The 25,153-nt window shown below is 35.3% G+C and carries 25 protein-coding genes; 21 read left to right on the top strand and 4 right to left on the bottom strand.

Annotated elements, in window-relative coordinates; all coding sequences use genetic code 11:
- Window positions 1-81 precede the first annotated feature (81 nt).
- The 19 genes from NTZ27_11720 to NTZ27_11630 all read left to right on the top strand — a co-directional run bounded on the left by NTZ27_11720 (window position 82) and on the right by NTZ27_11630 (window position 19,449).
- Window positions 82-1,473: a glycosyltransferase gene (locus NTZ27_11720; GenBank protein ID MCX6175411.1), complete on the top strand. Its 1,392-nt coding sequence runs from the start codon at window positions 82-84 to the stop codon at window positions 1,471-1,473.
- Window positions 1,473-2,135, top strand: coding sequence for a hypothetical protein (locus NTZ27_11715; protein MCX6175410.1), 663 nt, complete (start codon window positions 1,473-1,475; stop codon window positions 2,133-2,135). Before NTZ27_11720 ends, NTZ27_11715 begins: the two co-directional genes overlap by 1 nt.
- A gap of 29 nt (window positions 2,136-2,164) precedes the next feature.
- Window positions 2,165-2,770, top strand: a complete 606-nt coding sequence (locus NTZ27_11710; GenBank protein ID MCX6175409.1) for a DNA-3-methyladenine glycosylase — start codon at window positions 2,165-2,167, stop codon at window positions 2,768-2,770.
- Window positions 2,767-3,807, top strand: coding sequence for a glycosyltransferase family 9 protein (locus tag NTZ27_11705; protein ID MCX6175408.1), 1,041 nt, complete (start codon window positions 2,767-2,769; stop codon window positions 3,805-3,807). The genes NTZ27_11710 and NTZ27_11705 overlap by 4 nt, the downstream gene beginning before the upstream one ends.
- Window positions 3,804-4,643 carry a DUF3108 domain-containing protein gene (locus NTZ27_11700; GenBank protein MCX6175407.1) on the top strand — a complete coding sequence of 280 codons (840 nt, stop codon included), beginning with the start codon at window positions 3,804-3,806 and terminating at the stop codon, window positions 4,641-4,643. The genes NTZ27_11705 and NTZ27_11700 overlap by 4 nt, the downstream gene beginning before the upstream one ends.
- 74 nt (window positions 4,644-4,717) lie before the next feature.
- A complete protein-coding gene (locus NTZ27_11695; protein ID MCX6175406.1) occupies window positions 4,718-5,680 on the top strand; it encodes a CPBP family intramembrane metalloprotease in 963 nt (320 codons plus the stop codon).
- A complete protein-coding gene (locus NTZ27_11690; protein ID MCX6175405.1) occupies window positions 5,677-6,018 on the top strand; it encodes a DUF2007 domain-containing protein in 342 nt (113 codons plus the stop codon). The genes NTZ27_11695 and NTZ27_11690 overlap by 4 nt, the downstream gene beginning before the upstream one ends.
- Window positions 6,019-6,846, top strand: coding sequence for a phosphatidate cytidylyltransferase (locus NTZ27_11685; protein ID MCX6175404.1), 828 nt, complete (start codon window positions 6,019-6,021; stop codon window positions 6,844-6,846). It begins immediately after the preceding gene.
- Between the two features lie 93 nt (window positions 6,847-6,939).
- The gene (rimO, locus tag NTZ27_11680; protein ID MCX6175403.1) at window positions 6,940-8,247 is read left to right on the top strand and encodes a 30S ribosomal protein S12 methylthiotransferase RimO; all 1,308 of its coding nucleotides are present in this window, start codon (window positions 6,940-6,942) and stop codon (window positions 8,245-8,247) included.
- A gap of 19 nt (window positions 8,248-8,266) precedes the next feature.
- Entirely contained in the window at window positions 8,267-9,538 is a 1,272-nt protein-coding gene (locus NTZ27_11675; GenBank protein MCX6175402.1) for a GWxTD domain-containing protein, read from the top strand.
- 93 nt (window positions 9,539-9,631) lie between these two features.
- Window positions 9,632-10,600 (top strand): PfkB family carbohydrate kinase, encoded by a 969-nt coding sequence (locus tag NTZ27_11670; GenBank protein ID MCX6175401.1) that lies wholly within the window; start codon window positions 9,632-9,634, stop codon window positions 10,598-10,600.
- Window positions 10,601-10,632: 32 nt separating this feature from the next.
- Complete coding sequence (locus tag NTZ27_11665; protein ID MCX6175400.1) at window positions 10,633-12,435, top strand: BamA/TamA family outer membrane protein; 1,803 nt, start codon at window positions 10,633-10,635, stop codon at window positions 12,433-12,435.
- Window positions 12,435-13,058, top strand: a complete 624-nt coding sequence (locus NTZ27_11660) for a ribonuclease HII (GenBank protein MCX6175399.1) — start codon at window positions 12,435-12,437, stop codon at window positions 13,056-13,058. The genes NTZ27_11665 and NTZ27_11660 overlap by 1 nt, the downstream gene beginning before the upstream one ends.
- 62 nt (window positions 13,059-13,120) lie before the next feature.
- Window positions 13,121-13,480, top strand: coding sequence for a YraN family protein (locus tag NTZ27_11655; GenBank protein ID MCX6175398.1), 360 nt, complete (start codon window positions 13,121-13,123; stop codon window positions 13,478-13,480).
- 84 nt (window positions 13,481-13,564) lie between these two features.
- Window positions 13,565-14,374: an ABC transporter permease gene (locus NTZ27_11650; protein ID MCX6175397.1), complete on the top strand. Its 810-nt coding sequence runs from the start codon at window positions 13,565-13,567 to the stop codon at window positions 14,372-14,374.
- Window positions 14,356-15,108, top strand: coding sequence for an ATP-binding cassette domain-containing protein (locus tag NTZ27_11645; GenBank protein ID MCX6175396.1), 753 nt, complete (start codon window positions 14,356-14,358; stop codon window positions 15,106-15,108). Before NTZ27_11650 ends, NTZ27_11645 begins: the two co-directional genes overlap by 19 nt.
- Window positions 15,109-15,118: 10 nt before the next feature.
- Window positions 15,119-16,153 (top strand): MlaD family protein, encoded by a 1,035-nt coding sequence (locus NTZ27_11640; protein ID MCX6175395.1) that lies wholly within the window; start codon window positions 15,119-15,121, stop codon window positions 16,151-16,153.
- Between the two features lie 77 nt (window positions 16,154-16,230).
- Window positions 16,231-19,005, top strand: a complete 2,775-nt coding sequence (gene uvrA, locus NTZ27_11635) for an excinuclease ABC subunit UvrA (protein MCX6175394.1) — start codon at window positions 16,231-16,233, stop codon at window positions 19,003-19,005.
- 12 nt (window positions 19,006-19,017) lie between these two features.
- The gene (locus NTZ27_11630; GenBank protein ID MCX6175393.1) at window positions 19,018-19,449 is read left to right on the top strand and encodes an SRPBCC family protein; all 432 of its coding nucleotides are present in this window, start codon (window positions 19,018-19,020) and stop codon (window positions 19,447-19,449) included.
- 184 nt (window positions 19,450-19,633) lie between these two features.
- Here NTZ27_11630 and NTZ27_11625 read toward each other — a convergent pair whose 3' ends face one another.
- The 3 genes from NTZ27_11625 to NTZ27_11615 form a co-directional block, all read right to left on the bottom strand.
- A complete protein-coding gene (locus tag NTZ27_11625; GenBank protein ID MCX6175392.1) occupies window positions 19,634-20,131 on the bottom strand; it encodes a TlpA disulfide reductase family protein in 498 nt (165 codons plus the stop codon).
- A 3-nt stretch (window positions 20,132-20,134) separates the two neighbouring features.
- On the bottom strand, window positions 20,135-20,716 hold the full coding sequence (locus NTZ27_11620) for a thioredoxin family protein (GenBank protein ID MCX6175391.1): 582 nt from the start codon (window positions 20,714-20,716) through the stop codon (window positions 20,135-20,137).
- Window positions 20,717-20,864: 148 nt separating this feature from the next.
- Window positions 20,865-21,848, bottom strand: a complete 984-nt coding sequence (locus tag NTZ27_11615; GenBank protein MCX6175390.1) for an NAD(P)-binding domain-containing protein — start codon at window positions 21,846-21,848, stop codon at window positions 20,865-20,867.
- Window positions 21,849-22,000: 152 nt separating this feature from the next.
- Here NTZ27_11615 and NTZ27_11610 point away from each other — a divergent pair, with 152 nt between their 5' ends.
- Window positions 22,001-22,492, top strand: coding sequence for a hypothetical protein (locus tag NTZ27_11610; protein ID MCX6175389.1), 492 nt, complete (start codon window positions 22,001-22,003; stop codon window positions 22,490-22,492).
- A 47-nt stretch (window positions 22,493-22,539) separates the two neighbouring features.
- On the opposite strand, the gene NTZ27_11605 is transcribed toward NTZ27_11610, so the two are convergent.
- A complete protein-coding gene (locus tag NTZ27_11605) occupies window positions 22,540-22,824 on the bottom strand; it encodes an HU family DNA-binding protein (protein MCX6175388.1) in 285 nt (94 codons plus the stop codon).
- 164 nt (window positions 22,825-22,988) lie between these two features.
- On the opposite strand from NTZ27_11605, the gene NTZ27_11600 reads away from it, so the two are divergent.
- Window positions 22,989-25,103 (top strand): TonB-dependent receptor plug domain-containing protein, encoded by a 2,115-nt coding sequence (locus tag NTZ27_11600; protein ID MCX6175387.1) that lies wholly within the window; start codon window positions 22,989-22,991, stop codon window positions 25,101-25,103.
- Window positions 25,104-25,153: the final 50 nt, after the last annotated feature.

Here is a 25,153-nt window from a genome sequence, read left to right as displayed (position 1 = left end):
ATGATATTTGATGAAATAATTCTTTTTACTTACATCTTCTCTCTATGTATAATATTGATTTTCGGAAGTCATGGATTCGTAATGATATTCTATCATTATAAATACAGAAAGAACATCCATCTACAAAAAGAAACCAACGATGAAGACTTGGTTACTATCCAACTGCCGATGTACAATGAAATGTATGTTGCAGAAAGATTAATCAACGCCATCTGTGAAATAGATTACCCAAAAGATAAATTGGAAATTCAAGTTCTTGATGATTCAACTGACGAAACAGTTGATATTGTTTCAAAAGTAGTAAAACAAAAACAAGATGAAGGTTTTGATATTCAGCACGTACGACGGGCTAATCGTCTCGGCTTCAAAGCAGGTGCGCTTAAAGAAGGATTGAAATTCGCCAAAGGAAAATATGTTGCAATCTTCGATGCAGATTTTATTCCTAAGGTTGATTTCTTACGAAAGACTTTAAAATATTTTACTAATGATAAGATTGGATTAGTGCAAACTCGATGGGAACATCTTAACCAAGACTATTCGATTCTAACAAAGATACAAGCACTCGCACTTGACGGACATTTTGTAATTGAACAAACTGTCCGCAACAAAGCCGGATTCTTTATTCAGTTTAACGGCACCGGCGGTGTTTGGCTTAAAGAATGTATTGAAGATGCCGGCAATTGGCACGCAGATACATTAACGGAAGATTTAGATCTAAGCTACCGCGCTCAACTAAAAGGATGGAAATTTATTTACCTCCGCGATTTTACAACTCCGGCAGAACTTCCTGTAGAAATGAATGCACTTAAAGCTCAACAATTCCGGTGGACTAAAGGTGCAATTGAAACAGGAATGAAATTACTTCCAATGGTTTGGAAAGGAAAAATTCCGCTTCGCGTAAAACTGCAGGCAACATTTAATTTAACTAACAATTTGGTTTTTCCATTTACTCTTCTTGCCGGGATATTAAATGTTCCGCTTATCTTTATTAAGAACGCGGGACCGTATTGGAACTTCTTCAATTTCATGGCAATATTTGTTGTAGCGTTCATAAGTACATTTTTGTTTTACTTGTTCTCCCAGAAAGATGTTCATGCTGATTGGAGAAAAAAGATTGCTCTCTTTCCTCTTTTCATGGCAGGAAGTATGGGCTTTGCACTTAACAATACACGCGCGGTTATCGAAGGATTAATGAGCAGAAAAAGCGAATTCGTCCGTACTCCTAAATTCAATGTCGAAAAGAAGACAGATCAATCAACAATAAAAAATAAATATTTAGTTAAGACAAAAATTCAAGCGTCCACATATATTGAGCTATTGCTTGCATGTTATTGCTTAATCGGTGTTGGTGCAGCAATATATTTTATGGAAATTGCAGCATTACCTTTTCAGTTGATGTTCTTTATCGGATTCGCTACAGTTTCTATAATGTCTTTAAAACAAAGCTTTACCAAAAAACATAGGTTAGTATAGTGAATGGAACAGAAAGAGATCTAACTACAGATAAGATCAAGTTGATCTTCGAATTCAATAATAGTTCTCCTCTTTTTGCCCGCGTTGCTGCTTCTGAAATGGAAAGTGCTAACATTTTGGATGCAATCAAAATCCTTGAAACCGGTTTGGAAATGCATTCACATTATCCTACTCCCTATTTACTACTTGCTCTTGCCAATGCTTATGCCGGAAGAGAAGATGAAGCAAGAAGCAATGCAATAATGGGAAGTGAACTTCTCGGTTCATCCGATACGCTTGAATTCTATCTGAAAAAAATTTCAGACATTATTGCCGAAAGAAATTCGTTGAGCGATGCAAAACGTCCAACATTTCTTACAGAAGCGAAAGAAGAAAAAGTTGAAGACGAATTTGAAAACCTAGAAGACAAACTTGATCTCCTTGCAGAAAGATTAAGCAAAGCTAAAATTGTCCTTAAAGGAATGGGCGAAACAATGCCGGAAATTTCTCAGCCTGAAGTAAAAATAAAACGGATCGTTTCCGATACTATGGCAGAAATTTTTCTCTCCCAAAAGAATTACCAGGAAGCAATTTCCATATACGAAGAACTGCTCGAGTTAAAACCGGATAAAGCTGATTTCTATCTTCAAAAAATTGCCGATCTTAAATCTCTTCTAGAATAATTTTGTTATTGTTTTATTCCGTTTAATAAATGAAACCGCAAAAAAAACTTCCGAGAAAATTTTACACACGTGATGTTCACATCGTTGCAAAAGAACTGCTCGGTAAATTCTTGGTTAGAAAGATCGGGCGAAAAAATCTTGTTGGTAGAATTGTAGAAGTTGAAGCTTACGATGGTTCGGTTGATGAAGCTGCTCATACTTACATAGGGCAGACAAAACGGAATGAAGTAATGTTTAACGGTGGCGGATTTCTTTATGTTTATTTCACATACGGAATGCACTTCTGTTCTAATGTTGTTGTGGGAAAATTAAATGAAGGCAAAGCTGTTTTACTCCGCGCTGTTGAACCTGTTAACGGTTTAGATAAAATGGCGGTTAATCGTTTCGGGAAAAAAAATGTCTCTGCTGTGGAGTTGAAAAACCTTACAAATGGACCGGCAAAAATTTGCCAAGCTTTTGGTATAGTGCGAAGTGAGAACGGAATGGATCTTACAGGGAAAGAAATCTTTATACTCGATTCGCCAAAACTAAGCAAGAATAAAATTGCAGCTTCTACAAGAATCGGCATTAAAAAATCTGTAGATTTGCCGTGGAGGTATTATATCAAGAATAATTCTTTCTTATCGCATAAATGAATCAGCCAAAAAATATTTTAATTGTTCGCACAGACCGGATCGGCGATGTTGTTCTGTCTCTTCCGTTAGCTGCAATCATTAAAAAACATTTTCCGGATTGTAAAGTAACTTTTCTTTTGCGCGAATACACAAAACCTCTCGCTGTTAATAATCCGAACATAGATGAAGTAATAATTCTTAGAGAGGTTGAATGGAAATCTTCCATTAGAGAAAACATTGAACTCTTAAAAAATAAATTTGATATTTGCATCGTGGCTTATCCGACTTATCCTATCGCTCTGATTCTTTTTCTATCAAATATTAAAACACGCGTTGGAACCAGTTACCGCTGGTATTCTTTTCTTTTTAATAAAAAAAATTACGAGCATAGAAAATACGGCGAGTACCACGAACTTGAATATAATGTTCATTTACTTCGGCAGTTAGGGATTGATGAGAACGTAACTGAAGAGAATGTCTCGTATGGAATTACACCATCAATTCAAGAGGAAGAGAAAGTAAAGAAAGATTTAAATGAGTTGAAAATAAATTTTTCAAAACCGATTATTATTGTCCATCCCGGAAGCGGCGGAAGTGCAGTTGATCTTCCAATTTCAAAAATGAAAGAGATTGTTAATAATCTTTCTAATGAAAGAGTTGAGATATTAATCACTGGCACAACTGCCGAGAAGGAACTTTGTCAATCGCTGGTTGTTAATAAATCAATAATTAATCTTGCGGGAAGATATAATTTGAGTGAATTGATCGCTTTGATTAACCAATGTAATGTGATGATAGCAAATTCTACCGGACCTATTCATATTGCGGCAGCTCTCGGGAAAAATGTTGTGGGCTTCTATCCGAAATTTACAGCTGCATCAGCAAAACGATGGGGACCATATTCAAATAAAAAAAATATTTTTACGCCGGATATTGATTGTACAAACTGTACACGTAAACAATGCGAGGAACTAAATTGCATGGATAGTATTCGATCTAATAAAGTTGCTCAAACGGTTAAAAGCATTCTTGATAAAATTGCTTCGGAGAAAAAATGAAACCTATCGAGAAGAGCAAGGACAAAAGCAAGATCATGAGTGGAGGGATTTTTTTTAAAGTCTTGATCATGATCTCATTCTTGATCTTGCTCACTTCTAATTACAACGCTCAAACCAAATCTGAATTCCGCAAAATTGAGAACAAAGCTTTTAAGCTTGGCGAAAAATTAACCTTCGATGTGAATTACGGTTTTGTTACAGCGGGTATTGCGGAATATTCAATTCCAAAGATTGTTAAACTTGCAGGACGCGATGTTTATAATGTTGTGTTCAATGTCAGTTCTCTTTCAGCATTCAATCCTTTCTTTAAAGTGCACGATCATTATGAAACTTACATTGATGTTGAAGGAATTTTCCCGTGGCGTTTTGAACAGCACATTAGAGAAGGCGGATACTCAAATGACTTCTCGGCTTTTTTCGATCAACGCAAGGGAAAAGCAAAAACTTCTGAAGGTTCTTATGATATACCGAAGTATGTTCATGATATAGTCTCCGCATTATACTTTGCTCGTATTTTTGATTACACAAAATTAAAAGACGGTGATAAAGTTCACCTTGAGAATTTTTATAAGGATAAAACCTATCCGCTTGATATTCTTTTCAAAGGAAGAGAAACAGTTTCCGTTAAAGCCGGAAAGTTTGACTGCATAATATTAGAACCGCTTGTTCAAGAAGGCGGACTTTTTAAAAGCGAAGGAAAAATTGTGGTTTGGTTAACCAATGATGATTTAAAAATTCCGGTTAAAGTTAAAACAAAAATTTTAATCGGCTCCATTGATGCGGAATTAAGCGATTACGCAGGACTTGCGGGAGAATTGAAAGCAAAGAGAAAGTAAATCCCAAAATATTAAAAGTGATCGGGGAGATATTTTTAGCAAGTATCTCCCCTTTTTTATAATTTGGAATCATCATGAACGAAGAATATCAAAATCAGCAAAAACCCATAGACGAAAAGCACGAGGAGATAAAACCGTTTTCAACCATGTCACCGATCTCTGCTGCTTTTATTGCATTGATCGGAATCTTTCTGCTTTACCAATTTGGCGGAGCGTTACTTACACTTTTGATCTTCGGATTTAATTTTGAAAAAGCAGATGTTAATGCGATCCGTCTGCTTACAATGGGCGGACAAATTCTTTTAATGCTTCTTCCTACTTTAATTCTGGCAAAATATGTTTACCGGGATAATATTTCTATAATTCTAAGAATGCGGTTCCCGTCATTCAAAGAGATAGGCGCTTTTGTTCTTGGATTAATTCTTCTAACGCCCCTACTTCAAAATTTTCTTTACATTCAAAATTTCTTGCTGCAAAAACTTGCGGCATTCAGTCCGTTCGTAAAGAACATAATGAATTCACTTGACCAATTAGACACTTTAATTGAAAAAACATACGGCAGTCTGCTTACTTCCCACTCTGTGTTTGAATCGTCCTTTATAATTTTTGTCGTAGCGGTCATTCCGGCACTTTGTGAAGAAACTCTTTTCCGCGGATTTGTTCAAAAAAGTTTTGAACAAAAATTAAAACCGTTTTGGAGTATTTTCATTACAGCAATATTTTTTGGTCTTTACCACTTCAATCCATATGGATTGATAGCTCTAATTGCACTTGGAGTTTATTTCGGTTATGCGGCTTATGCAAGCAATTCTATTTTCGTCCCAATGATACTTCACTTCTTTAATAATTTTATGGCAGTCTTAGCATTTATAATTCTAGGCAAAGAAGAAATAATAAACACCTCGGCAACAAAAAATGATAACGTTTTCCCGCAGCTTATCAGTTTATTAATTTTTTCAATCCTCTTCTTCTCTTATATTACTTATGTGAAAATAAACTATCATAAATTATTACCTAAGCATTCGGAGGAGTTATGATTTGTCCAAAATGTGAATGCGAATATGTTGACGGGATAAAGGTTTGTTCGGACTGCGGAATTGATCTTATTCCTGTTGATGAATTTGAAGGAAATCTTAGTCACCCTAAAGATTGGGTTATTGTTTACACCGGTAATGATCTTATAGAAACCGAAATGCTGAAAGCAAATTTAAACGGTGCGGAAATAGATTCTATTATTCTTTCGCAAAAAGACCGGAGCTATATATATTTAGGTGAAGTCTCCCCCATAAAATTACTTGTTAAAAGAAAAGATGCCAATGAAGCTTTACAAATAATAAATGATATTTTTGAAAGCAAAGCCGATGATGAGGAATAGATGGCAAAAAAATTAGGTAATTTATCTACGCGTGTTATTGTTGGTCTTATCGGAATTCCGTTACTTGTAATTTTAAGTCTCATCGGAAAAATTCCGTTTTTAATTCTTGTGCTTGCAATCGGTTTGGTCTCTTATTTTGAATTTACCCGGATGATGCGTAACAAACACAGTTACACAAACAAACTGATCGGTTATCTTTCCGTTGCTGTGATAATTGTAAACGAGTACAAACCCATTATTGATTATCATATACTATTATTATTGATCATAGCTTTACTTTTGCTTTTTGAATTGTTCAGGAATAAAGACTCGGCTGTTTCAAATATCGGATCAACACTTTTGGGAATTTTTTATATTGGATTTTTTTCAGCTGCAATAATTGACTTGCGAGAGTTTTACAGAGATTCCGTTTTTACATATCCTCAAGGAGGATATTTGATCATCTCAATCCTTGCATCAATCTGGATTTGCGATTCAGCCGCATATTTTATCGGATCGGCTTACGGTAAGCATAAATTATTACCTCGTGTTAGTCCTAATAAAAGCTGGGAAGGTGCTATTGCCGGTTTTGTTTTTGCGATTGCGGGAATGATAGCCGCACATGAATTCATTATTGATTTCATGGAATTAAAAGATGTAATCGTTATTGGATTTATTGTTGGTCTATTTGGGCAGATCGGCGATCTGATAGAAAGTTTAATCAAGCGTGATTCTCACGTAAAAGATTCATCGTCAATAATTCCCGGACACGGCGGGATTCTCGATCGGTTTGATTCATTACTTTTCACTGCACCGGTAGTTTATCTTTACCTCACATTAATTCGCTAGAAAGGTTTATTATTTCTTGTTCTTGCTCATGATCTTAATCTTACTCTCACTTAAGATCATAATTAAGATCATGAACAAGAAAAAATTTTTATTATGAAAAAACAAAAAATCTCAATTATCACACTCGGCTGTTCCAAAAATACCGTTGATTCCGAACGTTTAATGAGCCAGCTTAAGCTTAATAAATTTGATTTGACCGATGATCCTAATCAAGCGGATTCTGTTGTAATAAACACATGCGGATTTATAGATGCGGCTAAAGAAGAATCCGTAAATACAATTCTCTCTGCAATCGAACTAAAGAAACAAGGAAAGTTAAAAAAAGTTATTGTTGCAGGATGTCTTTCCGAACGATATATGGATGATCTAAGAAAAGAAATTCCTGAAGTGGATTCTTTCTTCGGCACTGAAGCATACGAAGGAATTGTACGCGAGTTCGGCGGCAACTTAAAATATGAACTTCTCGGCGAGAGAATAATTACGACTCCGAAACATTTTGCTTATCTGAAAATCTCCGAGGGATGCGATAATCCGTGTTCATTCTGTGCAATCCCTTTAATGCGCGGACTTCATAAAACAAAACCAATGGATCAGTTAATCCCAGAAGCAGAATCTCTCACTCGTCAAGGCGTTAAAGAGTTGATTCTCATTGGTCAGGATACAACAGATTACGGAATTGATCTTTACGGAAAAAGAAATCTTGCCGAGTTAATGAATAAACTTTCAGAAATTAACGGCATAGAATGGATCCGTTTACTTTATGTTTATCCGTCTCACTTCCCCGATGATCTTATGAATGAAATTGTAAACAATTCTAAGATCTGCAAATACATTGATATTCCACTCCAGCATATTTCCGATACGGTCTTAAAATCTATGAGGCGCGGTATAACGCAACGCAGAACAAAAGAACTTTTATACAACCTTAAAGAAAGAATTACAGATCTCTCTTTGCGAACAACTTTCATAGTCGGTTATCCTAACGAAACCGAAAAAGAGTTTGAGGAACTTTGCGATTTTATCCGTGATATAAGGTTTGACCGTTTGGGTGTTTTTACTTATTCGATCGAAGAGAATACTCCAAGTTTTATTCTTGGCGATCCGGTTTCTCAAGAAATCAAAGAGGAGCGGAAAGCAGTATTGATGGAGATTCAAAAAGAAATTTCTGAAGAAAAGAATCGATTTTTTATTGGAAAGAGAATGAAAGTTCTTATTGATTCGTTGGATAATGATTACTATGTGGGACGTTCCGAACGCGATGCGCCCGAAGTAGATGGTGAAATTTTAATTGATGCAAAAAGTAATACACTAAAGATCGGAGAATTTTATCACATTGATATTTACGATTGCAATGAGTATGATTTATTTGGTAATTTACCTGTAATAGGCAGGTTTAATTGAGAATAAAGGAGTTGAATAAGTGAAAAAAATCTTTTTAATAGTGATTCTTCTGGCTTCTATCGCTTCAGCACAAGTTGAATATTCTTCTAACTTGGGGAATGCAAAATCAATGAGTTTTTCTGTAGATGTCGGCGGATTTAAAAGTTCCGTTTCAAATAAAACACGAATGGATTTCTTTGTTCAAGTTCCTTATTCAAGCATTCAATTCGTTAAGAAAGACAGCGGCTTTTATGCTAACTATAATATTACATTGTCTTTTGCCGATGAAAGTAAAACAAATATTATTTTTGAACGGAATTGGAAAGAAAGGGTAAAAACAACCGATTTCGAACAAACACTTTCCGTGGAAAATTTTAATCTTAGCTATAAGACTTATGATCTCAATCCGGGAAAATATTTTGTTAAATGCATTGTTGAAGATTCTGATTCAAGATCTGCTTCATCAAAAGAAATCCCTTTAGTAGTAAAACAAATATCTGATTCACTGGGCGTAAGCGATTTAATATTAGTTTCAGAATTTGTCAAGGATTCAGCAGGCGAAAAAATTGTTCCAAACGTTACAGCATCCGTAACTAATAGAAGTACTTCAGTACCTCTCTATTTTGAAATTTATTCCAACAAAACACGCGAGATCAATATTGAATACTCGTTGGATGATCTTAAAAATAGTACATCATTCAAACAGATGGAACATTTGACGGTAAAGCCCGGAACAAATTTGGTAAAACATACAATTAACAATGTAAGTTTTTCCGTCGGAGGATATCTTCTTAATGCGGTAATAAAAGACAATGATTGGAAAATAATTACTTCAGTAGAGAAAAAAATATTTTCAAAAATTCACGGCGTTCCATTAGTGATTACAGATCTTAATAAAGCAGTTGAACAAATAGTTTACATAGCTTCTCCCGAGGAATTAGATTTCATAAAGGAAGGAAAAAACTACGATGAAAAACTGGAACGGTTTTTAAGTTTTTGGGACAAGAAAAAGCCAAATTCCAAAATAGATGATAACCCAATTCTATATGAATATTTCAGCCGTGTTGATTATGCAAATAAACATTTTAAAGGATTGGTAGAAGGATGGCGTTCCGATATGGGAATGATCTTCATTACATTAGGTCCGCCAAGCAGTGTTGAAAGACACCCGCTAGACTCTGATTCAAAACCATATGAGATTTGGGATTATTATGAACTGAATAGAAGTTTTGTCTTTTCGGATCAAACAGGATTTGGTGATTACCGATTAGTGGATCCCGATTACAGCAGATGGCCAGGTTATAGACCGTAAAAAATTATGAATTTTTAGTATAACTAAAATCTTATTGTAACTGCCTATTATTATAGATTACTGATAACTGACAACCGATAACAGATCACTGAAATGATTCTCACTGTAACATTAAATCCTTTGTTGGAACGAAGATTATTTTTTGATTCCATCGAACTTGGAAAATCAAACCGTTCCGAAAAAGAATTTTTCACTTCCGGCGGCAAAGGAATCAATGTAAACAGACAATTAAATATCCTTGGCGAAAAGAATTCCGCACTAACATTTCTTGGCGGAAAAAACGGAAAGATTTTGCGCCACTGCCTCACACAAGATAAAATTGATTTTACTATTGTCTCTACAAAATCCGAAACGCGTTCTGCTGATTTAATAATTGAAGAAAAAAATAATCGTGTTACCGCTTACTTCGGCTTGAATAGCAATGTCACTGTCGAAGAAGCCGCGGACTTCAAACATAAACTTGATAAAATGATACAGAACTGTTCGATCGTAGTTTTCGCGGGAAGTTCACCATGTACTACGACTGATGATATTTTCCCATATGGAATTGAACTTGCAAACCGGTACGATAAAATTTCTATACTTGATACTTATGGTTCTCATTTAATGAATTGCATAAATGCGAGCCCGACTGTAATCCACAACAATGTTGATGAAGTTGAGAGATCACTCGGTATTGCCCTCCGTGATGAAAAAGAAAAACTTGAGTGTTTACATCAGCTTTATGCAAAGAATATTAAGTTGATGTTTTTGAGTGACGGTGCAAATTCTCTTTATGCAGAAAAATTTGATTTCAATTATAAAGTTGATCCGCCGAAAGTAAATGTAATTGATGCAACCGGAAGCGGCGATGCTTTTGTTGCTGGGGTCGCTTACGGTTTGGAAAACTCTCTCGTGTTCGATGAGTTTTTGAAAATTGGAATCTCGTTAGGAACTGCTAATTCCGCTAAACTATCAACTTGCGAAGTATCTTTTGATGAAATGAACAGATACATTGAACATATTAAAGTTTCTGCGATCGGTAAAAAGATGAAGATAATAGATGACTCCCCGAATTATTAAACAACTTTTATAACTTAAGAGGTATTGTCATTTTGAGCGAAGCGAAAAATCTCATACTTAATTTTACATTGAGACTCTTCACTACGTTCAGAGTGACATTACTTTTACTTTCATTAATTAATTCCTTTCTTTACACACAAACAATATCCAAAATCGAAATCAGCGGTGCAAAAATCTTTTCAGAAAATAATTATCTGAGTTGGATAAATATTCCTCCCGGACAAAAATATTTTAAGGGAATAGAAGATTCTGTAAGGATAAGAATAGCTTCGGCGTTGAATAAGCGCGGATATTATAGTTTTTCCTTCAACAATATTTCCACAGAAAAAATTGATTCACTAAAAACACTATTAAGAATAAACATAACCGAAGGGACGCCAACTCTTATAAATAAGATTCACATCAGCAGTTCTGCTAAAGATTCTGTCATCGTAAATAATATTCTCTCGCAGCTAGAAAAAGAAATTTTTACTAGAACAAACATAGAATCTGTTTTCTCAGAAATTATTGATCACTACGAAAACAAAGGATTCCCTTTTGCATCTGTCAAAATTGAATCTGTAGAATTTATCCGCGATTCGACAAGCGATAATCATTTTGTAAATTTTTATTTAAGTATGGATGTAGGAACAAAAAGCACAATTGATAAAATAGAAATTGCCGGCAATGATAAAACAAAAGATTATGTAATAACACGTGCCGCTCAGATTCGCATAGGAGAAGAATATTCTCAAAAAAATATTGATGCGGTTCCCGAAAAATTAAATCGTCTCCGTTTCTTTGAACCAGTTGAATCGCCGGCTTTTTATTTCAGCTCTAAAAAAGAAGGTGTGTTAAAAATTTCCATCAAAGAAAAACAAACAAATTTCTTTGACGGCATTGCCGGATATGTCCCAGCGACGAATGATAAAGAGAGCGGTTATTTAACCGGATTTGTAAATGTGAACATGCGTAATCTTTTCGGAACGGGACGCGCTGCTTCTTTCCGATGGCAGCAGGAAAACCGCTTCTCACAGGAGTTGGAACTGCGTTATCTTGAGCCATGGCTTTTTGGATTTCCATTCAATTTAGAAGGCGGATTGTTCCAACGAAAACAAGACTCAACTTATGTTCAAAGGAATTTTGATGGACGTTTGGAGTTTCTTGCAACAAGCGAAATATCAGCATCGGTATTGGTTGCCGTCCAATCAACAATTCCAACACAACAAAATGCAAATACATTTACCGTATTTAATTCTTCCGCCTTTACAAGCGGAGTAAATTTGAGAATTGATTCACGGGACGATTTCTATTCGCCGACCGAAGGAATATTTTTCAACAACACTTATTCATACACCTCTAAAAAAATAAACGGTCCGGTTGATTTCATCACTCCTACAACAACCACTAAAGTTACTTTACAGCGGCTCGAATTTGATTTTGTATTTTTCAAACAGTTCTTCAGCAGACAAGTTGCAGCACTCGGAGTTCACGGCAGAGAATTACGCGGCGATGATGTTGAATTAAGCGATCTCTATTTTCTCGGCGGAACAAATTCTCTGCGCGGCTACAGAGAAAAACAATTTCAAGGGAATAGAATTTTGTGGTCTAATCTTGAATACAGATTACTTCTTACGCGCCGTTCTTTTGCATTTTTATTTTTTGACAGCGGATATTTTTTACGTAATGAGGACAAGCAAAAAAGTATACCGGAGAATTCATCTTTTAAGATCGGTTACGGATTCGGTTTGAACATTGAAACCGGACTCGGTGTTCTCAGTGTAAGCTTCGCTCTTGCAAAAGGTGATTCTTTCGGCGAAGGAAAAATTCATTTCGGAATTATTAATGAGTTCTGATGAACACACTAAAAACATTCGATAACAAATTCCTTTCCCGCAAAATAAAACTCCTCTCCGGAGTTGATGAAGCGGGACGAGGACCGATAGCCGGACCAGTTGTAGCGGCGGCGGTTATATTCAATAAAAAAACTTTTCATAGAGAGATCAATGATTCAAAACAAATTCCAGAGAAGAAACGTGAAGAATTATTAGATTGGATTACAAAAAACTGTTTATGCTACGGAGTTGGTATTGTTGATCATCTGGAGATTGAAGAAATAAATATTTTACAAGCATCGCTAAAAGCGATGAGGATTGCAGTTGAACAGCTTTCTATCAAACCAAATCTGATTTTAATTGACGGGAATAAATCTTTCCATTCTTCGATCCAAACAAAAACAATTGTTAAAGGCGATGCAAAATCATTTTCTATTGCCGCTGCTTCTATAATTGCGAAAGTAACACGTGATAAGATTATGAAAGAAGCGCATGAAAAATTTCCGATGTACTCTTGGAACCACAACAAAGGTTATGCAACTTTAGAACATAGAATTGCCGTTAAAAAATTTGGCGCTTCTCCTTTTCATCGTAAAAGTTTTTTAAGAAATATTCTAAAAGAAGAACAAGAAAAACTTTTTTGACCTCCCCCATATCCCCCTCCTTAACTAAGGAGGGGGAATTAAAGGGGGTGGTTGCTAAAATTATGGAACAGAACAAACGTACAACAGGAAACTACGGCGAAGAGCTTGCATGCAGGTTCTTAAAAAATCTTGATTATGAGATCGTCGAACAAAATTATCAGTTCGGGCATGGTGAAATTGATATCATCGCAAAGGATAAAGAAACACTTGTCTTTGTGGAAGTTAAATACCGACAAAATTTGGAATATGGTCCACCGGAATTGGCTATTTCCAGCTCAAAGCAAAAACAGATAAGAAAAACCGCAGAAGCTTATCTATATAAGAATAGAATCAGTGAGCAAACTTGCAGAATTGATGTTATAGCAATCTTGCATCTCAAAGATTCAAAACCGCAGATAAATCATATCCTTAATGCTTTCTAAATCATTATGGCTACGAATCTGTGTTTTAATCTATTCTATACTTTTGCTATTTTGATCTGACTAAAAAAATTAATACTTATCTAAATGAATTTACCTCGCATCAGATACGGAAGAAGATTAAACTACTCGGACTATATCTACAATTTCTTCGCTACGATTACCGGTTTAACAATATTCAACTGGGAATTTTTCAAGCAGGCTTTTGTTCCTCCATATGAAATTAGTGAAGTTAGAAAACATATGGATGAGCTTGGCGTAAAAACTTTTGGAATTGTAAGCGTCACGGGATTCATTATAGGACTCGTTCTTGCAATGCAGAGCCAGCCTGTTATGCAGAGATTCGGTGCAAGTGATTTTCTTCCCGGAATGGTTTCACTTTCTGTTGTGCGAGAATTAGGTCCGGTTATTACTGCTTTGATTTTTGCCGGACGTGTAAGTTCGGGTATCGGTGCGGAACTTGGTTCGATGAGAGTGACAGAACAGATTGATGCAATGGAAGTTTCTGCGATCAATCCTTTTAAATATCTTGTTGTTACACGGGTTATCGCAACAACTATGATACTTCCCATTCTTACAGTCTATGTTATATTTATTGCAATCATCGGCGGATATCTTGCAATAATTATTACCGAACCGATGAGCTTTGAATATTACAAATCTTCGGTGATTCAATCTATCGAGTTCGGGGATTTTATTCCGGGAGTTGCAAAAACATTTGTCTTCGGTTATTTAGTCGGGCTTGTTGGTTCATACAAGGGATTTACAACCGAAGGCGGAACTGAGGGAGTTGGACGTGCATCTACAACTTCTGTGGTGCTTTCATCCTTACTCATTTTAATTTTTGATATGATACTTGTAAAAATTAGTTTATGGTTATGGCCGACACTCGGGTAGTAGAAATATTAAATCTAAGTAAACGCTTTGATGATCTTGTCGTACTTGACAACATTTCTCTAAGCGTAACACTCGGCGAGAATCTTGTTGTTTTCGGAAAGAGCGGAACGGGAAAAAGTGTTTTGCTTAAATGTATAATAGGATTGATGGCGCCGGACGGAGGAAAGATCTATATCAACAGACAGAATATTTTCGAGCTGTCAATTAAAGAGTTGAACAATATCCGTAAGAATATCGGTTTCTTATTTCAAGGTTCGGCTTTATATGATTCAATGACCGTTAGAGAAAATCTTTCGTTTCCGCTTAAGAGACATTTTCCTGAGATGACAATGGATCAGATAGATGAAAAAATAAAAATTGCACTAGATAATGTTTCTCTTGAAGAAGCAATTGATAAAATGCCGTCGGAGCTTTCCGGCGGAATGAAAAAAAGGATCGGACTTGCTCGATCAATTATTACAGATCCTGCGCTGATGCTTTATGACGAACCGACTACGGGACTCGATCCGATCACTTCAAAAGAAATAAGCGTACTTATTTTAAACTTACAGAAAAAACTGAATATGACATCTATTGTAGTTACTCATGACCTTATCTGTGCGGAAATTATAGCAGATCGCGCAATCTTTCTGCGTGATTCTAAAATTGCTTTTGAAGGAGAGATAAAAGAATTGACAAGTTCAAACGATCCTTTCTTGAAAAACTTTTTCAGTCATGAATTAATAAAAGTTTAATGGAGAAGAAATGTTAAAACAACTTGAAGGCGCTCGTCTTGGAATTTTCATTTTCCTTGGAACTATATTATTGATACTCGCGATTTTTCTTCTTGGCAGTAAGGAAAAATTATTTACGAATACAATCGAGATCAAAGCATACTTCGATCAGATAGAAGGATTAAAAAGCGGAGCGCCCGTCCGCCTAAGTGGTTACGATATTGGAAGCGTTAGTTCCGTTTCTTTTGCAAACGACGCATCGGCTAAAGTTGAAGTAAAGATGAGGATAGTAAATGATCTTAAACATTTGATCAGAATTGACAGCGAAGCATCTATCGAGACGGAAGGACTGGTAGGCAAAAAAATTGTCGCAATTACCCCCGGCTCTACAGATGCTGCTGAAGTTGCAAGCGGCGGAGTCATAAAATCAAAAACACCAATGAACATTGCTAAAATAATTGAAGAGACGGAATCTGTAATGGGATATATGAAAGATCTCACAAAAGATTTTTCTGAAATTTTTGCTAAAGTTAATCAAGGCAAAGGTTCGATCGGTAAACTTGTGAATGACGAACAGTTATACAAATCAGCAGTTAGTGTTACACAATCTGCTGATAAAAGCATGACCACAATTACCAAACGATTGGATGAGATCTCGGATATTATAGTTAACACAAGCGGAAGTTTAAAATCAATTGTGGGCAATGTTGATGCTGCAATTATCGATCTTAGAAGCCTTCTATCAAACATTAAAAATGGAGAAGGTGTTCTTGGAAAATTAATCTCCGATAAAAAAATGGCTGATTCTGTAAGTTCTGTTGTCCGAAATTTAGTTAAGATATCAGATCAAACACGTATAGCCACTTCAAGTTTAGCAGAGAATATGGAAGCGCTCAAACATAACTGGCTGTTCAAGAGTTATTTTGAAGAGCGTGGATATTGGAGCCAATCTGAATATGAAAAAGCGATTGATCTTCAATTAGGTGAATTGAAAAAACAGCAAGAAATTGTAGATCAGAAAATGAAGGAACTGAAAGAATTTGAATTACGTTTGCAGAAAAAATAAATTCTGTTTACGAATTACGATTTTTGATTTACGATTCTTTTCATGTTTCATTTTAATTCGAAAATCATAAATAATTCATGTCAAAAAAATCCAATACAAATCCTAAAGACAAAATAATTGTTAAGGGTGCACGCCAGCATAATCTAAAAAATATATCGCTGGAAATTCCCCGCAACAAATTAGTTGTGTTCACGGGAGTAAGCGGCAGCGGAAAATCTTCTCTCGTGTTCGATACGATTTATGCCGAAGGACAGCGCCGCTATGTTGAAAGCCTTTCCTCTTATGCGCGTCAATTTCTTGAGAGGATGAACAAGCCAGAAGTAGATTTTATTTTCGGAATCTCTCCTGCCGTTGCAATTGAACAGAAGACCGGCGCTAGAAATCCCCGCTCAACTGTTGGAACAAGTACAGAGATTTATGATTATCTACGTTTGTTCTATGCACGTATTGGAAAAACAATTTGCTTTAGCTGCGGTAAAGTTGTCAAAAAAGATACTGTTGCTACTGTTTCGGAATGGCTTGAAGAACAAAATGAAGAAGATAAATTTTATCTCGGCTTCCCGATTCATTCTCATGAAGGAAGAACTGTAAAAGAAGAAATGGATCTTCTGCGCAAGAAAGGATTCTTCAGAATTTTTGTTAAAGATAAACTTATTGATCTGAACGAAACAAAAACACTCCCGAAATCAAAACAAGAAATAATAATTGTTTTGGACAGATTTAAAATTAAAAAAGGGAAAGTAAGAGAATCTTTCGCTGAGTCAATCGAATCAGCTTTCAAAGAAGGCGAAGGACGGCTTGCAATCATTAATACAGACACCAATTCAATTAAGAAGTTTACAAAATTTTATGAATGCTGCGGAATTCGTTATGAAGAACCCGAACCGAGATTTTTTTCTTTCAACAATCCGTTCGGCGCTTGCCCCGTTTGTCAAGGATTCGGAAAAACTATGGGCTATGAAATGGATCTCATCGTTCCGAATCCTAATCTAACTCTGATGGAAGGAGCAATTGCGCCATGGCGGACGGTTAAGCACAGTAAATATATGCGAGATCTTATCCGTAATAATAATAACAGAATTCTTCTTAATGTTCCCTTCAAAGATTTATCATCGGAACAAATTTCATTTATCAAAGAAGGTTTCAAAGGATTTGAAGGCATAAACGGTTTCTTCAAACATCTTGAAACAAAAACTTACAAGATGGGAATCCGAATTCTGCTAAGTAAGTATCGCGGCTACACAATTTGCGCAGCATGCCGCGGTTCACGTTTACGACGCGAAGCACTTCAAGTTCAAATTGACGAAAAATCAATTCACGATATTGTGCTGATGTCAATCGAACGTGCTTTAATATTTTTCAAATTACTTTCACTTTCTGATTATGAAAAATCTATCGGGCAAAGAATTTATGATGAGATTGTAAAACGTCTTACCTTCTTAAATGATGTTGGATTAGGTTACCTCACTCTCGATCGTTTAAGCAGTACGCTTTCCGGCGGCGAAACCCAGAGAATAAATCTTGCAACTTCACTTGGCTCAGCTTTAATGGGGACACTTTACGTTTTAGATGAACCTTCAATCGGTTTGCATCCGCGTGATAATGCTAAGCTGATCAACATTTTAAAATCGCTTCGAGATCTTGGCAATACCGTCTTAGTTGTAGAACACGATCCGGAGATGATGAAGGAATCAGATCTAATCTTTGATATGGGTCCGCGTGCGGGAATAAACGGCGGAGAAATTGTTGCATTCGGCACTTACGATGAAATAATTCAAAACGAAAAATCGCTTACTGGGAAATATCTTTCCGGAAAAGTAAGTATTCCAATTCCGGCAAAACGTAATACAAAAGAAACTGAAGTAATTAAGATTAATGGTGCCAGAGAAAATAATTTGAAGAACATAAATGTTGAATTTCCTCTTAAGAAATTTGTTGTTGTAACAGGAGTCAGCGGTTCGGGTAAATCAACTTTGGTGCATGATATTCTTTACGGCGGAATTGTTAAAATGAACGGCGGCAATCCGTCAAAACTCGGCAAGTATGATTCGATCGAAGGTTCGCGTTACATAGATGAAATTGAAATCGTTGATCAGTCTCCGATTGGAAAATCTCCTCGTTCAAATCCTATCAGCTATGTAAAAGGTTATGAATTGATTCGAGAGCTTTTTGCAAATACGCCACAAGCCCGATCACGCGGATATAAACCCGGTTATTTTTCTTTCAATGTAACGGGCGGAAGATGCGAGACTTGCCAGGGTGAAGGTGTTATAACAATTGAAATGCAGTTCCTTGCCGATCTTCATCTTGAGTGTGATGACTGTAAAGGGACACGTTTCAAAAAAGAGACGAGAGAAATTACCTACCGCGGAAAAAATATTGTTGATGTTTTAAATATGACCGTTGACGAAGCAATTGATTTTTTTGAGAACAACAATAAAATTGTTTCCTTACTTCAAGTTCTTTCGGATGTTGGCTTGGGTTATATCAAACTCGGTCAACCGTCAACAACTCTTTCCGGCGGCGAGGCACAGCGGGTTAAACTAGCGCTTCATCTTTCTCAGCAGAAAAAAAATCAGCATACACTTTTTATTTTCGATGAACCTACAACCGGCTTACATTTTGACGACATCGGTAAATTATTAAAATGTTTTCAGATGCTGATACAGAACAATAATTCTGTTGTTATCATCGAGCACAATCTTGATGTAATTAAATGTGCGGATCATGTGATCGATCTTGGACCTGAAGCGGGAGAAAAAGGCGGAGAAGTTGTTGCAGTTGGTACACCTGAAGAGATTGCCGCAAATGAAAGATCACACACAGGTAAATTTTTAAAACAATATTTATGAAAGGGCAAAATCATGGCAAATGAATTAATGGTAAGAAAATCCATAAAGATAAATGCAGATAAAGCAAAAGTGTGGGATGCTTTAGTTAATCCGGAAAAAATAAAACTCTACTTATTTGGAACAGAAACAATCTCCGACTGGAAAGTTGGATACCCTATTGTTTTTCAAGGTGTATGGGAAGGCGCAGTATATAAGGATAAAGGTACAATCCTGGAATTTATTCCTGAACAAAAATTGAAGTATGATTACTGGAGTTCGTTTTCCAAATTGGAAGATGTACCGGAAAATTATCAGCAAATCACATTCGATCTTATGAAACAAAATGAAAAAACAATTCTTACCTTAACCCAGGAAAATGTTCCTAATAAAGAGGCAAAGGAACATTCCGAAGCAAATTGGGGAAAGGTGCTGGATCAACTTAAAAAAATTGTTGAAAGTAACTAAAAGAGAAATTATGACTGCTAAATACTGGCTTATAAAATCCGAACCGGAAATTTTCTCAATAGATGATCTTGCAAAAGCGCAACCGCTTATCTGTAATGCCTGTAACTAAAGAGAAATTCGAAGAGATTGAAAAAATGGCAAGTCCCTAAAGCCTTTCCTTACGGAAAAGGCTTTAAGAATGTTCCTATTTTTTAATTGTTCCAATTACTTTTTTAAACTCTTCATAAGATTTACTGCCGGAAAGAAAAACTTTCTTATTCCCTTTTGTATCAAAAATAAAAGTTGCGGGTAAAGCTCCGTTCCATTTTTTATCAAGAGCATTAATTAATTCTTCGTCACCGGAAAACCCGTTAACATAATTAGTAAAGTTGACTTTGTTCGATTTTAAAAATGGAATAATCTTGGAATCAACTTCATCGGGAAAGTCAATACTTATACCAACAAATTCAACATCTTTCATTTCATCTGCTAGTTTAACTATAGAAGGAAATTCCTCTCTGCACGGAACGCACCACGTAGCCCAAAGGTTTAGAAAAAGAATTTTCCCTTTTCTATCTTTTATGAGTTTTGTGAGTTTTGTTTTGTCAATTGTTTCAACTGTTATCTTTTCAGACCGCTGCGGATATACGTTAGCAGAATTAAAAAGTAAAATGATCATTAAGAGTGATATAAACCTTATCATGAATTAGTTCACTCTCTTAATTGAACAGCCAAATGCTTTTGTTTCCGACACAGAGACTTTCTTCCCGGATAGAATTTCGTCTAATGCTGCACGTAAATCTTTGGTCTTCACATCTGATTCGCGGCGGCCGTCATCTATTCTTCCATGATATAATATTTCCGAGTTGCTATTTAATACATAAATCTCAGGGGTGAACGAAGCATTAAATTTATCGGCGACAACATTATTGAGATCTTTCAGAATAATAAAATCAAGCTTGTTGGATTTAGCATGGTCTTTTATTTCATCAACACTTTCTTGCTTATTGGAATTAATTCCTAAAAATGTAACACCCTTTCCTTTATAATCTTGATAGAGTTGTGCCATACGGGAATTGTAAGCATTTGATACCGGGCATTGGGTTGCAATAAACATTACAACTACAGCTTTAGAGTTTTTGAAATCATTAAGCTGATATTCTTTACCGTTGTAATCTTTCAGCTTAAAATTTTCTGCTTTCCTGGGTTCACTACCGTACAAAAAAGCTGTTAGTGATATTGTTAAAAGTAGTAATAATGAAAGTGTTGAATATATTTTTTGTTTCATAAATTATCCTTTCCAATTATTGATTCGGCGGTAAATATATTCAGTCACACTATATGGGTCAACTTAAATTCAGTTAAGAAATGTTAAAGATAAATTTTTACATCAACGATTAACTTCGGACAATACAATCTCAAATAACGGTAACATCTTAGTTAATATTAAGATTGAGATAATCAGTACAAATCTTTTTCATAGCTGTATTGGACGAATTGAAAGCCCAAATAATAGAACCGCCTTTTGTGCCGGCAGTTAAATCACCAAGCAAGAACAATCCTTGAACAGACGTTTCGTAATATTCTCTTAGAATCGGTTCAGCTCCATCGAATTCAATTCCAATCATCTTTAGAAAATTATTTGGTGTGGTACCGCCCAAAGCATAAACAACAAAATCAAAAATTTGTTCACCTAATTTTTCCTCTTGAAATTTTACACAAGGTTTTCCGTCTCTATCTTCGACTGCAACAATCCCTGATCCTAAAAGGATTTTAACCTTTTCTTCTTTTTCAAGTTCAAGCAAACTTTCGCGGTTAATTTCGTTCATTCTGGTAAATTCATTTTTGCGGTAGCTTAGAGAAACTTCATTCCCGTTCTGAACTAAATATTGGCAATATTCGGATGCAGAATCGCCGCCGCCAATAATCAAAACTTTTGAGTTGGCAATCTTAACAGAGGTAACATTAAATAATGCTTTCTCTTTTAGAACAAGTGGAATTTTATATTCCGGTTTGTTTGGTTTGCCAAGTATTCCGATTGCGATAGTAACAATTTTACAACGGTATTCACATTTGTCGGTGTAGACAATAAATGATTTGTCATCATTCTGATGGAGTTTCCAAACAGTCTCGCTGTAATGAACTATAAGCTGATTATCTAATATTGCTTTGTCTAAGTAAGAAATAGTTTCATGCTTTGTCATATCAAGAATGCACATTACTCCCGTACACTTTGCTTCGAATCCTTTATAGTTTGCTGAAACAAGTTTGGAATCAGGATAATACTTTTTAATCGAAAAGGAATGTTCCTCTGTTTTTTCAATTAAAAGAATTTTTGAAGGATCTACTCCGGCATGGCGTGCTTCTGCTGCCATGCTTATTCCTGCTGGACCTGCACCGATAACTAACAAATCGTACATCTATCCACCTTTAAGATTTTCTGAAAATGAAATAATTTTATTTGTTCGAAATCTAACAAAAAACTATGAGAGAAAAAGTTATCACTTGGTGATTAACTCTTAAACTTTTGAAAATCACTTTTCGTAAGTTTAGGGCAAATTTTAAGTGAGAAATGAAAACTTATAAATATTCATTTTTTTCAAAATTGATTTACAGATATGGAAATATACCTGTTACAATTCTACTGTTGATCTATCTCGCCATATCAATCATCGGATTATTTTCTTACTGGTATTATATTTTTTTTACATTAATTAATTTATCTCTGCTGTTTTTACTCAATAAATACTATACCAAAACCTATAGACAGTTTCCGTTTGAAATTTCCGCCGACAATGAAAAGATTATCTGTACAAATTTCCTATTTAGCAAAAGAAAGATTGAGCTTCGGATTGAAGATATAGACAAATTAACCGGTGGAATATTTTCGGGCTACCCGACACGGCCGGTATACATACATGATTCAAGACAAAATATTACAATCGGCTTATATGCAAATGTCGGAAAGTTTCCTGAACTGCTTAAAATCATTTTGCAAAATGTTAAAGAAGACTTATATAAAGATCTTGTAGGAAAAATTAATGAATTGAGAAAAAAGAAATGATTGTTAAAAGAAAGCCCATCTTTTGATGGGCTTTCTATTTTGAATAATTATTTTTTATAAATAAGAATGGCATCTTTTGCTTGTTTAGCAATTCTGAATTTAACAACTTTTTTTGCCGGTATTGCAATTGCTTCACCGGTTTTTGGGTTTCTTCCCATTCTTGCTTTTCTATCAACAAGAACTAATTTGCCCAATCCGGGAATAACAAAAGATTTTTTTGCTTCGTGATAAGCGAGAACAACTAATTCCTGAATGAATTCTCCGGTTGCTTTTTTACTTAATCCGGATTTTTTTGCCATGTAAGTTAACAGTTGGCCTTTTGTCATTGACATATTGTTGCCTCTTATTATTTGTGGATTAATTTCGCTTGAAATTTAGTATTTTTTTAATTGAAAACAAACACTTTTTGTCATTTCTAAACATTTTGATTTAGAGCCGGACGTTGATATCAGGCAATAGATGTGCGGGTAAAATCCTGCTGGAAATCTTCTTTTGTTTGAAAAATTATAAAGATTATTTTGTGAATGAATTTATGAACAACCTACTGAAAATATTTTCTCGAAAAAAAATTTTATTAATACTTCTTTTTTTTTCATATCAACTTTTTGCTCTTGATGATTTCCAAGTTAAGAATGAAAAAATTTCCGCAGACTCTTTAATAATTAAGACTACTGTTCCTAAAGATTCAACTTCTGCGGTAAAACGAATTCCTGCCCGCATTCCTTTAAGAATTACTTCTCTGCTTAATGATAATTTTAAAACTTCAATCATCAGTAAAAAAGCTTTAGAAACAACCGACTACAGAACTACTGCCGATTTCTTTACAAACGTTCCTTTCGGATTTGTAAGAGATCTTGGTTCCATTGGGCAATCGAACGAAGTATTGATCAACGGACAAGGATTTGGAAATGTTTCTTTTCTCTCGGATGGTCTATCAATCAACAATAGATTATCGAATGCATTTGATCTTAACTTATTCCAATCTGAAAGTACTGATTCGATCGAAGTGCTTCCGCTTTCTCGCGGATTTCTGTACGGTGGAATGAATAATCCAGTCTCGGTAAATTTTATTTCCCGACAACCGGAATTACGTAAGCCGTATTCGCGCATCAAGTATTATCAAGCCCCAAACAGCGAAGGATTGATGGACGGAATCTTTAGCTTAAATCCTTTTAAGAGAATTAATGCGTTTTTTGAAATTACAAACCAAAACACAAATCCATCTTTTGTTAATACCGATCACAGCAATTGGATGGGCTATGCTCGGCTCCATTACTTTCTCTCAAATAATATAAACATTATTGCTAGTTACAAGTACATCCAAACTATCACGCAATTGTTCGGCGGAGTTGATGCAGATTCGATTAGTCGCGCGTATTTCCCTTCCCAGTTCAATCAAATTCTTTATGACATATTTAGTGCACCCGTGAGGTTTACAAACCGATACCAAAAAGTTTCGGGACATAATTTTAGTTTGCGTATGCTTGGGAATTTTATTGAACACTCTCCGACTGATATTTCGTTTTATTACCAAACTAATTTTACCGAGTTCAGACAAAATGAGAGTAATTTTATTTTTCAGAATAATGCTTCAGCAATTTTTGATGATAATGAAAGTAGAACAATAGGTTCAAGTTTACGCCAAGATTTTAATGTTGATTTTATCAAACTCACATCAGTCACAAATTTTGAAAGATCTAAATTCATTACGCCTCTCTTATCGCAAGAAATAAATAAAACACTCTTCTCAACAGCAGCAATAGCAAGTTTCAACTTGATAAATAAAACATTAACCCCTTCTCTGTTCGTAAAATATTTAAATTATTCCGACAACAGTTTTCTCGGTTTTGGAGCCGATGCGCATTTCTCTCCGGATCAATTATTTAACTTTTATTTAGGATTTTCTTCGTTCGAAAAACCTCGAACGATATGGGAAGAACGTTTTATCTTGCCAGGTATTCAATCCGGTAAACAAAAAATTACTTCTTTCGAACTCTCAGCAAACTTTAAGAATACATTTGTTAATGCATCTATCGGCTACTTCAATAAATCAACGGTTAATTCTCTGCTTCCAGCTTTGTTAAAAGAAGATGCAGTACAAAATGATAAGGTTGTTTATGCTGCAGTAAATGATTTGAGACTTCAAGGAATAAATCTAAAACTAGATTTAAGTATTTGGAAAATTCTAATCAGTACAAATATGAGCTACTATTTTTCTTCTGATGACAGACATAATTACAACTTGCCCCAATTCTCTTTATATGGCGGTATTTATTATGTAGATACTCTCTTCAACAAAAATTTACATCTGAAATCCGGATTTAATTATTTCTCAATTGGAGAACGGGATTTTACTTCAATAGATTTTGAAAAAAATATTTCTACAAATTTTTTGTATGATCCGGCAACACAGAATGTTTCATTAATTTCATCTTCGCCTATTTCCACTTCATTCCAAATAGATTTCTTCCTTGCCGGAAAAATTCAGAACTTGGCAACAGTTTATTTCGTGTTTGAAAATCTTTTTAATGCGAAATATTTCATTGTTCCTTATTATCCCAAGCAAGCTCGCGGTATTCGTTTCGGATTGGTTTGGGAATTTCTTGATTAGCACCACTGCCATACCTAAATTGACACATCAATTTTTGAAAATATAATTGA

It is taken from the genome of Ignavibacteriales bacterium (genome assembly GCA_026390775.1).
In the GTDB taxonomy this organism is placed as follows: domain Bacteria; phylum Bacteroidota; class Ignavibacteria; order Ignavibacteriales; family Melioribacteraceae; genus Fen-1258.
This window is presented reverse-complemented; position numbering and strand designations above follow the sequence as displayed.

Bases quoted from the DNA above. Each gene is read 5' to 3' on its own strand.
- NTZ27_11720 (MCX6175411.1), top strand. From the start codon at position 82: ATGATATTCTATCATTATAAATACAGAAAGAACATCCATCTACAAAAA.
- NTZ27_11710 (MCX6175409.1), top strand. From the start codon at position 2,165: ATGAAACCGCAAAAAAAACTTCCGAGAAAATTTTACACACGTGATGTT.
- NTZ27_11705 (MCX6175408.1), top strand. From the start codon at position 2,767: ATGAATCAGCCAAAAAATATTTTAATTGTTCGCACAGACCGGATCGGC.
- NTZ27_11700 (MCX6175407.1), top strand. From the start codon at position 3,804: ATGAAACCTATCGAGAAGAGCAAGGACAAAAGCAAGATCATGAGTGGA.
- NTZ27_11695 (MCX6175406.1), top strand. From the start codon at position 4,718: ATGAACGAAGAATATCAAAATCAGCAAAAACCCATAGACGAAAAGCAC.
- NTZ27_11690 (MCX6175405.1), top strand. From the start codon at position 5,677: ATGATTTGTCCAAAATGTGAATGCGAATATGTTGACGGGATAAAGGTT.
- NTZ27_11685 (MCX6175404.1), top strand. From the start codon at position 6,019: ATGGCAAAAAAATTAGGTAATTTATCTACGCGTGTTATTGTTGGTCTT.
- rimO (MCX6175403.1), top strand. From the start codon at position 6,940: ATGAAAAAACAAAAAATCTCAATTATCACACTCGGCTGTTCCAAAAAT.
- NTZ27_11670 (MCX6175401.1), top strand. From the start codon at position 9,632: ATGATTCTCACTGTAACATTAAATCCTTTGTTGGAACGAAGATTATTT.
- NTZ27_11660 (MCX6175399.1), top strand. From the start codon at position 12,435: ATGAACACACTAAAAACATTCGATAACAAATTCCTTTCCCGCAAAATA.
- NTZ27_11655 (MCX6175398.1), top strand. From the start codon at position 13,121: ATGGAACAGAACAAACGTACAACAGGAAACTACGGCGAAGAGCTTGCA.
- NTZ27_11650 (MCX6175397.1), top strand. From the start codon at position 13,565: ATGAATTTACCTCGCATCAGATACGGAAGAAGATTAAACTACTCGGAC.
- NTZ27_11645 (MCX6175396.1), top strand. From the start codon at position 14,356: ATGGCCGACACTCGGGTAGTAGAAATATTAAATCTAAGTAAACGCTTT.
- NTZ27_11640 (MCX6175395.1), top strand. From the start codon at position 15,119: ATGTTAAAACAACTTGAAGGCGCTCGTCTTGGAATTTTCATTTTCCTT.
- uvrA (MCX6175394.1), top strand. From the start codon at position 16,231: ATGTCAAAAAAATCCAATACAAATCCTAAAGACAAAATAATTGTTAAG.
- NTZ27_11630 (MCX6175393.1), top strand. From the start codon at position 19,018: ATGGCAAATGAATTAATGGTAAGAAAATCCATAAAGATAAATGCAGAT.
- NTZ27_11625 (MCX6175392.1), bottom strand. From the start codon at position 20,131: ATGATAAGGTTTATATCACTCTTAATGATCATTTTACTTTTTAATTCT.
- NTZ27_11620 (MCX6175391.1), bottom strand. From the start codon at position 20,716: ATGAAACAAAAAATATATTCAACACTTTCATTATTACTACTTTTAACA.
- NTZ27_11615 (MCX6175390.1), bottom strand. From the start codon at position 21,848: ATGTACGATTTGTTAGTTATCGGTGCAGGTCCAGCAGGAATAAGCATG.
- NTZ27_11610 (MCX6175389.1), top strand. From the start codon at position 22,001: ATGAAAACTTATAAATATTCATTTTTTTCAAAATTGATTTACAGATAT.
- NTZ27_11605 (MCX6175388.1), bottom strand. From the start codon at position 22,824: ATGTCAATGACAAAAGGCCAACTGTTAACTTACATGGCAAAAAAATCC.